The organism is Mesorhizobium sp. M5C.F.Ca.IN.020.29.1.1 (assembly GCF_003997375.1).
Classification (GTDB): domain Bacteria; phylum Pseudomonadota; class Alphaproteobacteria; order Rhizobiales; family Rhizobiaceae; genus Mesorhizobium; species Mesorhizobium wenxiniae.
The window spans coordinates 1-12,306 of record NZ_RZSW01000139.1; the positions used below are offsets into that span (position 1 = coordinate 1).

Annotated in this window: 11 protein-coding genes and 1 pseudogene; 5 read left to right on the plus strand and 7 right to left on the minus strand. The window is 60.3% G+C overall.

Annotated features, from left to right (window positions below; all coding sequences use genetic code 11):
* Positions 1 to 1,467: 1,467 nt before the first annotated feature.
* Entirely contained in the window at positions 1,468 to 1,770 is a 303-nt protein-coding gene (locus tag EOA85_RS13715; RefSeq protein ID WP_029353270.1) for a DUF982 domain-containing protein, read from the minus strand.
* 1,539 nt (positions 1,771 to 3,309) lie between these two features.
* Between EOA85_RS13715 and EOA85_RS13720 the strand changes: the two genes are divergently transcribed.
* Together EOA85_RS13720 and EOA85_RS37450 are read left to right on the plus strand one after the other, a co-directional pair.
* A complete protein-coding gene (locus EOA85_RS13720; RefSeq protein ID WP_127209790.1) occupies positions 3,310 to 4,059 on the plus strand; it encodes a DUF1236 domain-containing protein in 750 nt (249 codons plus the stop codon).
* A gap of 1,214 nt (positions 4,060 to 5,273) precedes the next feature.
* Positions 5,274 to 5,429: a hypothetical protein gene (locus tag EOA85_RS37450; protein WP_156768274.1), complete on the plus strand. Its 156-nt coding sequence runs from the start codon at positions 5,274 to 5,276 to the stop codon at positions 5,427 to 5,429.
* Positions 5,430 to 5,462: 33 nt separating this feature from the next.
* On the opposite strand, the gene EOA85_RS13730 is transcribed toward EOA85_RS37450, so the two are convergent.
* The 3 genes from EOA85_RS13730 to EOA85_RS13740 all read right to left on the minus strand — a co-directional run bounded on the left by EOA85_RS13730 (position 5,463) and on the right by EOA85_RS13740 (position 8,000).
* Complete coding sequence (locus EOA85_RS13730; RefSeq protein WP_127209791.1) at positions 5,463 to 6,137, minus strand: response regulator transcription factor; 675 nt, start codon at positions 6,135 to 6,137, stop codon at positions 5,463 to 5,465.
* Positions 6,137 to 7,540 carry a sensor histidine kinase gene (locus tag EOA85_RS13735; protein WP_127209796.1) on the minus strand — a complete coding sequence of 468 codons (1,404 nt, stop codon included), beginning with the start codon at positions 7,538 to 7,540 and terminating at the stop codon, positions 6,137 to 6,139. Before EOA85_RS13735 ends, EOA85_RS13730 begins: the two co-directional genes overlap by 1 nt.
* A 268-nt stretch (positions 7,541 to 7,808) precedes the next feature.
* Entirely contained in the window at positions 7,809 to 8,000 is a 192-nt protein-coding gene (locus EOA85_RS13740; RefSeq protein WP_029353282.1) for a DUF3606 domain-containing protein, read from the minus strand.
* Between the two features lie 333 nt (positions 8,001 to 8,333).
* On the opposite strand from EOA85_RS13740, the gene EOA85_RS13745 reads away from it, so the two are divergent.
* Complete coding sequence (locus EOA85_RS13745; RefSeq protein ID WP_065007729.1) at positions 8,334 to 8,777, plus strand: hypothetical protein; 444 nt, start codon at positions 8,334 to 8,336, stop codon at positions 8,775 to 8,777.
* 99 nt (positions 8,778 to 8,876) lie between these two features.
* On the opposite strand, the gene EOA85_RS13750 is transcribed toward EOA85_RS13745, so the two are convergent.
* Positions 8,877 to 10,049 carry an amidohydrolase gene (locus EOA85_RS13750; protein WP_127209792.1) on the minus strand — a complete coding sequence of 391 codons (1,173 nt, stop codon included), beginning with the start codon at positions 10,047 to 10,049 and terminating at the stop codon, positions 8,877 to 8,879.
* A gap of 110 nt (positions 10,050 to 10,159) precedes the next feature.
* Between EOA85_RS13750 and EOA85_RS13755 the strand changes: the two genes are divergently transcribed.
* Together EOA85_RS13755 and EOA85_RS13760 are read left to right on the plus strand one after the other, a co-directional pair.
* Positions 10,160 to 11,029, plus strand: coding sequence for an AraC family transcriptional regulator (locus EOA85_RS13755; RefSeq protein WP_127209793.1), 870 nt, complete (start codon positions 10,160 to 10,162; stop codon positions 11,027 to 11,029).
* A 20-nt stretch (positions 11,030 to 11,049) separates the two neighbouring features.
* Positions 11,050 to 11,484, plus strand: coding sequence for a cupin domain-containing protein (locus tag EOA85_RS13760; RefSeq protein WP_127209794.1), 435 nt, complete (start codon positions 11,050 to 11,052; stop codon positions 11,482 to 11,484).
* Positions 11,485 to 11,512: 28 nt separating this feature from the next.
* On the opposite strand, the gene EOA85_RS13765 is transcribed toward EOA85_RS13760, so the two are convergent.
* Complete coding sequence (locus EOA85_RS13765; RefSeq protein ID WP_127209795.1) at positions 11,513 to 12,070, minus strand: nuclear transport factor 2 family protein; 558 nt, start codon at positions 12,068 to 12,070, stop codon at positions 11,513 to 11,515.
* Positions 12,067 to 12,306: pseudogene (locus tag EOA85_RS13770) on the minus strand (hypothetical protein); the annotation flags it as partial. The pseudogene EOA85_RS13770 and the gene EOA85_RS13765, both read right to left, overlap by 4 nt.

Here is a 12,306-nt window from a genome sequence, read left to right on the forward strand (position 1 = left end):
ATCTTGGGGGTTGCCCACTGATCCTACACAACCGTTAGCACAAGCTTATGTTCCGCTTGACGAACACTCCCGAAAACCGAGGCGGAATTCCGCTTATTCTCCCTCGCAAAAATCCTGCAGCGACGCGTGGCGGAGGTCCTCCAGTCCAACCCACGGCGGGTGAAAATGCGCGTTCCGCATTCGTCAATAATCATTTGCGACCTATAGCCGTCGAACTTGAGCTCATGAAGCAGACACCGCTTTCGGGAGGCTTCTCAACCAAGGTCGGCATTAGTGGCGGGACGAACTTCAAACGCATGCATTGACCCGCAAAACCGCGATTCAATTAGCATACGCTTAATTAGTTATTAGTTCTCATTTTAACGAATCGTTGACCGCGCTGTCCCAGAATAGGACGGCGCGGTCAAACCCAACCGGACTGCGCAGGCGGCTCCGGCAATTCAGCACCCCGCCTCACATTGCCGGAGCCGCTACCACACTGCTCTAAAATACCAGCAATGGTTGAATCAACTGTTACCGCACGTGCTTTCCAGTGCGCTTTCCCAGTCGCTAGATTTTGATGGAACAGGGCCTCGCCTCGTCTGGGCCCCTGCCTTCACGGTCGACGTTGAGACAGTCCATCTGGCGAAGAAAGCATGGACGGCCACGATGACATCAGCAACGCTTGGGCCGCCCTCAAGCCTGTGCGTAAGGCTATTGAACAGCCATGCCCCTGCCGGCGTGCTGCCGAGCGATGAGCCGTCCTGTTGCTTTACCGCCCCGAGCCGATCCACGAGGGCGACGGCTCTTGCGGCCATAATTGAGACGGTCGAAAGTCTGAGCCGGTAAGCGCAAGCAAACGCCCGCGCTACTCCTCTGGGCGCGGGCCGACCGGATGCAGCCCGATCTCCAGCAGGCTGAGCGTGGGGGTAGACCCACTGATCCCACACACCCTTAGCGGACGGTAATGTTCCGCTTGAGGAACACTCCCCACCAGCATCCAAACGACGGTCCTGTCGACGTCGCGGACGACAGCGACGCGGAATGCTTCGCGCGCGCCGGCATCGTCCCAGTGACCCGCCTTGGCCAAGGGGACGCCATCCTGCTCGTCGCCATGGCGAACTCCATGCTGATCGTTGTCGCGAGGTCAGTATCAGTGCCCGACGAGGCCAGATTGCGAATGTCCCGCGCTGTGCCCTCCCCCGCCGCTATACACTCGGCAGCCCGCAGACGCCGGGGCCGGTTTCGTCTCCTCGATATCGAGATTCGCTCGGGGCCTGTTCGACCCAGCGTGGCCGCGCTCTCCGGGCTCTGAGCTAGAAATACCCATCTGTCGAATCGGACAAAGCCTCGAATGCGCGAATTTCCTCAAGCCGTGCCTCAAGCGCCGCCCTTGTCGCAGTAACGGCATCGCTACCGGCCAGGAACTGCTTGGCGGATTGTCCATGCCGGCGATTTTCACAAGGGCGTCGCCAAGGACCTACATGGTTATGCCGTCACGCCACCGCGACCGGTTTTCGGTGCCGTCATCCAGGGCATAGCTGCAGAGACGTCCTCGAGGATCTTGGCCGATCTCGCGAAGCCGGCGAAAGCCTCGCGTGCAACTGAAATGGGAACTTGGCCGTCGTAGGCGCGCTGGCAAGCTCGGAACGCCGTGTCAAAGATTGGCCCTCTGCGATTCTTCGGCCATTCCTGCAGGAACTCGAAAGCATCAGCCAAGCATTCGATTTCCTCCACCATGAACTCCCCTCTCTTGACGAAAACAGGCCGGTCAAAAGTCCTGTCGTTCATTAGAACCTCCATTCAACTGAACGAGTGTTGAGCTTCCACGAGAGCCGTGAGCGACGGCTGCGGGGAAATATGTGAAGAGCGCTTTTTGCTGTCAAGGAAGGACCAATTCGGGACTGAAGCAAAACGCATCGCAGGACTGGGACCGCATGCGCAATGTCGCTGTGTACCGCTGCAACCTGCAGCCGACGACGCTCTGAACTCCATTGCTCCCGATGAAAACCGCAAAGACCGCCCGGCGGCACCATTCGCGGCGACGGAAAGACGCGGCAGCAGAAAGCCCGCGCCCTCCGGGAGAGGACGCGGGCTGGTCGGGGCCACCGATCTCGCAGCATTTGTATGAGGGACAATACTACGCTGCTGGCACTAAACTTTTGTCGCAGGACAGTGTTCCACCCTCTAAGGAAAAAACCGCAGGTTTGTGTTCGCCGCTATAGAAACTCCTCCCGACGAAGGACCGCGTACACTGCCCCGCCCACCATCGAGAGTATAAAAGAACCAGGAGCAAGGCGACCGGGTATGGCTCGCCGACGACGTCGTCAGCTTCGTCTTGTTTCTCGTTCAAATTCTCGTTTCGATCGCCCTTCCTGATAACGCTGCGGCCAAGCCCATTTTCCCCAGAGTCTCTTTCGAAATCTTGGTAGCGATATCCCATGCGATCAGCGGATCATCGGGCAGATGCCTCTGAAGCCATTCAGGGAGACTGCGGCCAGTGTTCTTGTCCATTTCGCGAACAAGTCTTCTGCTTCAACTCTGTCCCAACTTGCTAATGTATAATTTTAGCTTTCGGCAGTTTTTACGGCAAGATGGTCCGGTCCGACCATTTCGGCTGCTTTCGGTTTCAAGGCTCGGTAGCAACGCCCTGGTCCTTGGACCGCTTCAGCCGCGCACGCGACGCCCGCACCAAGCGTTGTGACAGGCCAGTGTGTAGCGAAGGTCCTCAACGAGCGCCCTTCCGCGTTCGGCGGTCTGCCGAACGCGCGCCGCATGGATTTTGTTGGTTTCCCAAATAGGTTCTTCCACGGTGTCTGACTCCCAGGGCTGCGTCGTGGAATGGAGCGCTGGCCATTTGCATTGTCTGCGTAAGAACATGCTGTGCTGAATGCAGCAAGTTCTAGCACCGACAAAAAAAGCCCGCCGTACCTGCAGGTGCGACGGGGCGATCAAGCGGTCACCAAGCACGGCTTGGGGGCTGGGATGTGCCCGGTGCGCGCGGACCGAAAAAAATCATACGCGTGCCGGCTGCCCGGCGTCTACTAACCGGCGGTTGGAAGAGATTCGCCCGGCAGCGAGCGCGGATTTTTTCAATCTCCGCCCCCCTACCAGGACCTGGCGTCGGCCGAATAAGGGAACCCGCACCTCTGCTGCTGGAACAAAGACACGGACCCTATTCGGCGCGCCCACCATGGCTCAGCGCGCATGAAGGCGGACTGTTTGTTCCAACAGGCTCCGATCGCTTCCGCCCGGTCAATTCGCCTGGAACAAAACTTTCCAGAGGTGGTTTTCCCCGTGAAGGGACAGACTTTTCGAAGGAGACGTCTCGTGAAAAAAGTTCTGATCACCAGTATGCTGGCCATCGGCGTTGGCTGTGGAGCAGCGCTCGCTCAGGAACAGCAGCCGGCCCAAACCCAGTCGGGCGCCGACACCAATTGCCCGGCCGGCTCGGCCGGTTGCCCGGAAGGTGCGATGGGCGAACAGTCCCAAGGTAAGGCCGGCGCCAGCACCGAGGACCAAGCTCAAGGCAAGGCGAAGATGCAGACCGATGAGCAAGCCCAGGGCAAAGCCGGCGCAACCACCGAGCAGCAGACCCAAGGCGAGGCTGGCGCCACAACCGACCAACAGGCGCAGGACAAGGCCAAGGTCCAGACCGAGCAGCAGACCCAGGGCGAGGCGGGTGCCACAACCGACCAACAGGCGCAGGACAAGGCCAAGGTCCAGACCGAGCAGCAGACCCAGGGCGAGGCCGGTGCCACCACCGAGCAGCAGACTCAGGGCACGACCTCTACTCAGGATGAGACTTCGACCGGCGCGATCAGCAATGTGACCGTTGAACAGAAAACGGAAATCACCCAAATCCTCAAGCAGGAAAGGGTCGAACCGGTTGCCAGCGTCGATTTTGATATCTCAGTGGGTGTCGAGGTTCCGCGGCAGAGGGTTAAGCTGCGTCGTCTGCCACCGCGAATCGTCGAGATCGTCCCGGCTTACGAATCCTATGAGTATTTCATATTGGCCGATGGCCGAATCGTGATCGTCGACCCGGGTACGCTTAAGATCGTCCTTATTCTGACCTAACCCCTGTTCGGCGTAAAGGAGGGGTCCGCGGCCCCACGGCGGTCCCCTTCAACATGCATCGGATGAAGTTGGAGAGGAGTCTCCATTTCTCGAACGGCGGCTATTTACGTCCCAGTACACGCGCCGTTCCAGCTGGCTGGCTTTTGCGGTGGAGGACCCTCCCAGCCGTAACCTCATGGATCACCCTCGACGGCGCCCTTCTTGTCGAAAAGGTCTGAGATAGGGCCTTGTCGAAAAGGCCTGAGATAGGGCTTCAGTCTGTCCGCTGGTAGACTATGGGCTGGCACAGGCAGTGCTTTGGTCCGGGACCGCTATCGCAAAAGCCTGAGATGGGAGAGTTTTCAGGAACCGAGCTCCTGCAGGCGTCGTTGCGATGCCAACCCGTGACAGGAGGTTGCAATGGACCCCAGCATTCACCAAGCACGCTGGCTGCTTTTTCCGGTATTTGGCTTGGTGTTCGGGGTCGCGGCCGTCGGGCTTATTATCGGCTGATGGGCCCGATCAATGAAGGCAACACACTTGCGCAGTAATGAGTCCCTTCCTGCGCTAGCGAGACCCACCGGTTTCTCCCCGTGAGACTGGTGGGTCTTGACACCGCCTGATGATGGCGAAAGCGTGATAGATGGTGCAGAGTACAGAGGATTGGTTCGGGCGAATTCGAAACAGGTGGAAATGCAACGCAGACCGTGACGGTCAGAGGATATTCTAGCGTGCTATTGGCAAATTCATTGACCACAGACGCGATACGGCCGCAACGCCTGAGGCTTCGTGAGCCAAGAGTTCTCGCCATGATGAATGTGCGGCCTTCGTGCTCTCAATCGCAGCGCAGGCTCAAATCTCTTCGAAGGCTTCGCGTCGCCATCTGCCTCACCGCATCGACCTTGATTCTCGTCGTGAGCCCCTACCGTGTGGCACAGGACGGCCTGTCCCTGACGCTTAGCCCGCAGGCCGCCCAGGCACAAGGGAACTCTGGGAACGCTGGGAACTCCGGGAACTCTGGGAACTCCGGGAACTCTGGAAACTCCGGGAACTCCGGGAACGCTGGAAACTCCGGGAACGCTGGAACTCCCGGGAGCTCGAACTCCAATGCCAACGCGGGCAAGGGCAAATCAAAATCGTCAAAAGGCAATCCCCCTGCAAATCCAGTTGCCGCGGTTAACCCCGCCAACAAGCCAAAAGTATATGTCAACGCGACCACTGGAGACCGGATCGAAGTGCGCGGGCCAAGTGTGGGTGTAGTGCATTCCAATGGGCTCAGCGAGCGCATCGACGGTGGCCATTATGAAATGCGGGATGCGATGGGCCGCACCATCATTCGGCGGCAGGCAACGAACTCCGATCGGGCAAGACTGCTCGGCATGATCGAGTGATGGCGAGTTCACAGGCCGCAAGGCTACCTTGCTTCACGCAGGATGGCGGGCAGGCGGATGCTGATGTTCGGTTGCGTCGCGCAGTGTCATCGCGGCTTCGGTCCGGTTGCTCACATTGAGCTTGGCGAGAATTCGCGTCATATGATGCTTTATGGTTTTCTCGTGCAGGTTCAGCTGAAGACCGATCCGCTTGTTGCTCAATCCCGCGGCAACGAGCGTCAGGATCTCTCTTTCGCGGCTGGTGAGTTCGGCCAGCGCGTCGGGTTTCGCGGTCGCGGTTGACTGGGCAGACAAGTCGACCAGCACGCGCGCCGACAATTGCGGGCAAACATACCGCTCGCCCATAGCCACCGTGCGCAGTATGGCGGCCAGGGTTCTCGACCCGACCCCCTTCAGGACATAGCCTCTTGCGCCGCTCTGCAAGGCGGTCATGACATGCTGGTTTTCCTCCGAAACGGTCAGCATCACGATTTTCAGATCCGGATGCCGCTCCAGAGCCGGTTCGATCGCACTGAGGCCCCCTCCAGGCACCGAGATGTCCATCAGGAGAATATCGAGCTGCTGGTCTTCCAATATCCGCAAGGCATCGTCTCTACTGCTGCCTTGGGCAACGATCTCGAACCCGCCGATCTGCTCGAGAGTGCGCACGACGCCCTCCCTGAACAGCGGATGGTCGTCGATGATGGCGAGCTTTATGGCGGCTGCCATCACGCCTGTCCTATTTCAATTATGTTGAGAACCATTTTCACCACCGTGCCATTCTGTGAAGATGTTACACCAAATTGGCCGCCGAGGCTTTCTACCCGCTCACGTAGCCCGATGAGCCCCAGCCTTTCAGGGTGGATGATCTTCGGGTCGAAACCTGGGCCGGTGTCGGAAACCTCGATAGAAACGCGCTCCCCGTCGAAATGTTTCGCGACCGATTGACCGGCACCCCCGGCGTGGCGAAAGCCGTTGTTCAGCGCCTCCTGAATGAAGCGAAAGATGCAGATCTTGGCCGCTGGTGACAAGGGTGCGTGCCCCCCGGTCATGGACAGCATCACTTTGACGCCGGTTCGCTCTTCGTGCGCTCGCACGGCAAGCTCAAGGATTTCCGTCAACTCGGCATTCTCGACATGCGGCAGCATGAGGCCCTTGCTGACATTTCTGATTTCTCGCATCGCATCGTCCAAATTCGCTTTGACCACCTGCAATTCCCGTGCGCGCGCCGCGGCCGGCGTGGCAGGATCGGCTAGCACGGGGCTGTCGATCCCTAGCGCAGCGAGGGCAACCAGTTGCGCCGGCCCGTCGTGCAGGTCCGCGCCGATCCGCCTGAGGTAACGTTCGTTAAGTGCCGTGGCGCGCTGCGAAGCACGCTGCACCCGCAATCTCAACATTCTGTTTTGAGCAACCAGATCGGAAAGTTCGGCAATGCGCCGCTTCAAGGAGTGGCTCTGGGAACGAATCGTGCGGCTGCCACGAAAAACGATCGCCGAAAGCCCAAGGAAAAAAAGTGTGGTAACGGCAGCGACATCGAACCAGGTCCGAACGAGTGCCTGCCGGAGGTCCTTTTCAAAATCGGTGGCGATCTCGTCGAATTCCAAAACAGCTACGACTTCGCCCGACCACGGCTGAAGCATCGGATTATAGATTTCAAGAAGATGCAAGCCGCTGTCCCTCTCAGCCTGATTATCATAGTGCCTGTCCAATTCAGCAACTATGTCGCCTGCGAATGCGGCCCGGAGATTGTCGCTGAGTGGAAGGCGCTTCCCGACCAAATTTTTATTGGTTGAATAGAGGATGGTGCCGTCGCGGCGCCAGAGCTTGAAGGATTCGAGCCTTGTGCCGAGTGCGCCTTGCCCCAGCGTCTCATCCAGCGCGTGGGCAACGCTCTCCTCCAGCACCTCGCTCCTGCGCATGTCGGGGAGCAGCGGCGCGATAACGCTGTCGACGTAAAGAGCAGTCGCAGAAGCCGAGTTCCGGGTGACCGCTGCTTCTATCTGGCTTGTCACTGAAATTCCCACCACGATCATCGCCGACAGCGAGAACAGCCCGCCGGCGAGCAGAAACTGGGTGGCCAGCGACAGTGCATTCCATCGATCGATCAGTCTTGTCGCTCTGTATCGCGCCATGTCCCCAACGGCCCGGTCGGCGGCGCGTCGCGCCAGCGGCACGATTCGAGAGAACCGGCCAATCTGTTGTCGAACGACGCTTAGCGACGCCATCTTTGATCTGCAACCGATCAATCGCAAGGGAACTTAGGGCTTACAGACGGGACGGAAACCGCAGCCAGCGGTTTTTTTTGCGTAAGCGCAACGGTCTCGTCGAGCGAGGCGGCAAGTCGTGACGCGGCAACGCCAACGCTTTCGATCTCCCCCAGGCACAAGATGCGGCGTATTTTCACTTCCGGTCGCGCAATTCTCTCACCGCTTGAGTAAGGGTCATTCGATCGTTACCGTTCTTTTTGATCAGCTTACTGACCTGGCTGGGCGAAACGCCATTTTCTCGCGCGAAATGTTCCACCTCGTAATACTCGTCGACTGAAAGGCGGTCGTGGTCGAGGAAGTCTCGATTGCACTTGTTGTCGGCCATTTCCTTTCTCCTGGCGAAGCCTAACACGGGGCTGAATGTCGGTTGGAAACAGGCTGGAGGATGGTGGACACTCTCTCCATGAGCTCCTCCTGTGAACTTGCGGCGAACGAGTGCGAGCGGTAGCGGTTCCGGGCGGCTCGATAGCCGGACCCATTGCGCGCGGCAGGTCAGACTTAAGTCCAACGGCAAGGCTTCTCGGATCGGACCGAAGCCCAGCCAGGAACGTTTGCAGCGGTCTCATGTTTGAGCAAGTCTAGCGCGAAGATGGATGAGGGGAGGAGACGCCCGCCGCTTCGAATGAGCGGCGGGCGACTATCCTATGGGCTGTGTCAAATGCGAACAATCAGCAGACTTTTCGATTCCCGCGACCAGGCAGCGCGTGCAGTTGCCGCGCTTCAGGCGGCAGGAATTTCTCACGAACAGATCAGCGTCATCGGACCATACGACGACGAAATCAGCGCTGTCCTGCGCGGTCCGGGCGGTGTCGCATTTGGCGCGGTCGCTGGTCTGTTAATCGGCCTGGGTGCTTTTGGAGCCACCGGCATTGATCCTGTCGGAGCCGTGGCTGGCATGGTCCTCGTCGGTGGGGCCTGCGGCGGCTTTGCTGGTGGGCTTCTCCAGGCATCTGCCGATGTTGCCAAAAAGCCGGCTGAGCCGAACGTTGAACAAGGCGTCATCTTTGTGATGGCGCAGGTCGATGAAAACCAGGCCGATACCGCGCAGGCAGCGCTAGAAAATCCCGTTCGGGTAACGCAACTCGTGGCCACAGTCGGGTGAGGGGCGTTGGTGTCGCGCATGATTATTTCCCGGCCTATCGCCCACGAAGCGCGTCAGATCGGAATTTCTCGCTGAGCCGACAGTTTTCCCTCTGACGGTTCAGGAGGCGGGAAACGTCTGCTCGACCAGATTGACGTAGTAGCGCAGCACGGTCGGCACGATTTCGTCATTGAAGACGTAGCGGTCGCCGTGCAGGCCCTCGCCGGGCCCGACATCGCCGACTCCGACCCACGCGTAGCAGCCGCCTGCCTCACGGATCATGAAGGCGAAATCTTCGCAGCCGAGGCTCGGGCTGAACTCGGTCGAAACGTTCTCGCTGCCGACGGTGGCGGCGGCTGCCGCGATGGCGCGCGCGGTCGCGTCGGCCGTGTTGATGAGCGGCGGATAGCCCTTGTGGTAGTCGAGCGTGGCTTTGAGCGCATGAGCTGCGGCAATGCCCCCAGCGATCTCGCCGATCAGCTTCTCGCAATGATCGGAATGACCGGGCTCGAAAAACCGGCAGGTGCCTTGCAGCCAGACCTTCCCAGGCACGATGTTGCCGACATTGCCGCCATGGATTTGGGTGAGGCTGACGACCAGCGCGCTTTGCGGATCAACCGAGCGGCTGACAATGCGCTGGACGGCCTGGACAAAGGCGCCCGCGGCCAGGATCGGGTCGTCGCCGAGCTGCGGCATGGCGGCATGTGCGCCAAGACCCTCGAAGGTCATCTCGAAATTGTCGACGGCGGCCATCTGCGCTCCAACGCGAGCGGCGATGGTCCCCAGTCTGACGCCCGGCCAGTTGTGGACGGCATACATCGCCTCGACTGGGAAACGCCTAAACAGGCCGTCTTCGATCATGCGCAAGCTGCCGCCTTCATTTTCTTCGGCTGGCTGGAAGATGAAGTAGACGATGCCGTCGAAGGCGCGGGATTGGCTGAGCAGCCTGGCGGCGCCGAGCAACATGGCTGTGTGGCCGTCATGGCCGCAGGCGTGCATCACGCCCTCATTCCTGGAGGCATAGGGCAAGCCGGTCCTCTCGACGACCGGAAGCGCGTCCAGCTCGGCGCGGAGACCGATGGCGCGCGTGCCCGCGCCGTTGCGCAGCACGCCGACAACCCCGGTTCCGCCGATCCCCTCATGCACCTCATCGAAGCCGAAGGCGCGCAGTTTCTCGGCAATGAAACGTGCCGTTTCGTTCTCATCGAATCCGAGTTCGGGATTGGAATGGATATGGTGGCGCCAAGCTATGACCTCTGGTGTCAGAGCGGCGATGGGGTCATTATGCAGCATGATGCTCCTTCCACGCCGGCAAAGGCGGTCATGGTTTGATCCGGGATCACGATTAGAAGGTCGCGCAAGAGGCGTCTTGAACCAGATTGACCGCAGCGGGGACGAAATACGTGGACGCGACAGAGATCAGGAAATACTGGCGCCATCCCTGCTTCCCGGACCTTGGCCTGTTCAACGCGCGCTTCACGCAGCACCGTTATGAGCTGCACACGCACCCAACCTATGTGATCGCACTGATTACTTCTGGCTGCGAACGTATTCGCATCAGGCGCCACAGCGTTCTCGCTCCGGCAGGCGCAATTGCCGTCGTCAATCCCGAGGAGTGGCATGATGGCGAACAAGGTGCCGATGAAGGCTGGGCCTACCGGACGTTTTATCCCTCGGTGCCGCTGCTGACGGCCGTCGCCCGCGAGTTGGGCGGGGCTGACGCTCCGGTTTTTTCACGCGCGATCATCGAAGACAGCAATCTCGCCGCAGCGTTGGCGGCGGCGCATGAGGGCTCGACGTCCCAGGACTCAACGCAGGCTGAGGCGTCGCTGCTCGTCGCCTTGAGGCATCTCATCGTTCGGCATGGCGATTGGGGCGGGCGAACCGAAGAGGTCGAATGTTCGGGATCGCGACAAAGGTTCTCGATCTACGAGGACGTTATTGAACGCGAACTTGGCTCGCAGCTCGACCTACAGCGGCTTGCCGACGCCGCGTGTGTCACCCGGTTCCAGGTCATCCGGGATTTCAAGAAGGCAATTGGCCTGACGCCCGCGGCCTATATCCGCGACCGGAGATTGCGTCGCGCCAGCACCTTGATAGAACAGGGGCTCGGCCTCGCCGATGCCGCCATCGCGGCAGGTTTCGCCGACCAGAGCCACCTTTCACGCACGTTCCGGGCGACGCGCGGCATGACGCCTGGCATGTTCAGGAGAGGCGGCTGGGTGCTCCCGAAAGGAGACGCTTGCGCGCGGAAATTTGCTGCGCGATGGTGAAGTTGGGCTTGGGGGGAATCATGCGAAAAATTCTGATATCGACGACGCTGCTGCTAACGGCAGCCCTGTCCGCAACCGCCGCGCACGCGCTGGACGCCAGCGGCACCCCGGTCGTCGTGACCCCGCTTGCCTCGCGCACCGAGACGGCGTCCGGCCAGCCGATCACGCTGCCTCAGAAAAACGTGCAGGTCCTGGTTTCGTCCTATGAGATCGCGCCGGGCGCGACGTTACCGGTCCACAAGCACCCGTTTCCCCGCTATGCCTATGTTGAGGGTGGAACGCTTCAGGTCACCAATGTCGAGACCGGCAAGAGCACCACGTACAAGTCAGGCGATTTCATCATCGAAATGATCGGGCAGTGGCATCAGGCCACCAATGTCGGCGCCGATCCAGTCAAGCTGCTGGTCATCGACCAGGTCGAAGAAGGCACCAAGAACACGGTGTTGCGCCAGTAGCTGGCAACAGTGGCTACCAGCCGGCTGCTCACTTCGCCGCCGCGTTCACCCGATCAGCGGCGGCCGCCAGCACGGCGCGGTCGCCCTCCTCGTACAGGCGGCGGATAGCGATGGCGCTGACGCGCCAGCCTTCGGGCGTCCGCACCAGCCGGTGTAGATAGCTGGCGCCAACTGTCCAGAACCGGGTGTCGAACCAGTGGGTGGCGCGGACGTGGCTGCGCGCAACCGCATCGTTGCCAGCGCCTTCGACAACGATGTTGGTGATGAGGTGCTGGGTGGCGTCGAAGCCCGGCAGAAGGCCTTGCCACTGAGCAATCAGCGCGTCGCGGTCGCTGGTCGCAACCTCGCCACCGAAAAGGCTGGTATAATCGGTCGTGACGCGGGCCGCGAAATAGGATCTGACCCGGTTCCATTCGCGCAAATCGGCATAGAGGCCGATCCCCGCCACTGCCTCGGCGATGGCGGTCTTGTCTTCGATTGTCAGCGCAGCCGTGGACTGCTTGCTCAAGGCCGGCAAGGAGGTAGCTGCAAGCGTCGCGGCGAAGACTGCCGAGGCCACGACCTGCCGGCGGGTAACGGGGCTCATTGTCCCGCCTCCCCTGCATCGCCTAGTGTGGCGCTGAAGTGCGCGGCAACGGCGTCGCTCGCGGCCTTCACCGGCGCAGCGCGGTCGTAGAAATCGAACTGGGTGACGTTGTCGAGCCACAGCTCCTGCTTCTGCCCGGTCAGCCGCGCGTAAAATTTGTGCGCACCCTGTGGGATGGCAGCCGCCTCGCTGTGCACCATCAGAAAGGGCTGATGCAGGTGCCGAGCAGCCTGGAT

Bases quoted from the DNA above. Each gene is read 5' to 3' on its own strand.
- EOA85_RS13750 (WP_127209792.1), bottom strand. From the start codon at position 10,049: ATGCTGCATAATGACCCCATCGCCGCTCTGACACCAGAGGTCATAGCT.
- EOA85_RS13760 (WP_127209794.1), top strand. From the start codon at position 11,050: ATGCGAAAAATTCTGATATCGACGACGCTGCTGCTAACGGCAGCCCTG.
- EOA85_RS13730 (WP_127209791.1), bottom strand. From the start codon at position 6,137: ATGGCAGCCGCCATAAAGCTCGCCATCATCGACGACCATCCGCTGTTC.
- EOA85_RS13765 (WP_127209795.1), bottom strand. From the start codon at position 12,070: ATGAGCCCCGTTACCCGCCGGCAGGTCGTGGCCTCGGCAGTCTTCGCC.
- EOA85_RS13745 (WP_065007729.1), top strand. From the start codon at position 8,334: ATGCGAACAATCAGCAGACTTTTCGATTCCCGCGACCAGGCAGCGCGT.
- EOA85_RS13715 (WP_029353270.1), bottom strand. From the start codon at position 1,770: ATGAACGACAGGACTTTTGACCGGCCTGTTTTCGTCAAGAGAGGGGAG.
- EOA85_RS13740 (WP_029353282.1), bottom strand. From the start codon at position 8,000: ATGGCCGACAACAAGTGCAATCGAGACTTCCTCGACCACGACCGCCTT.
- EOA85_RS13735 (WP_127209796.1), bottom strand. From the start codon at position 7,540: ATGGCGCGATACAGAGCGACAAGACTGATCGATCGATGGAATGCACTG.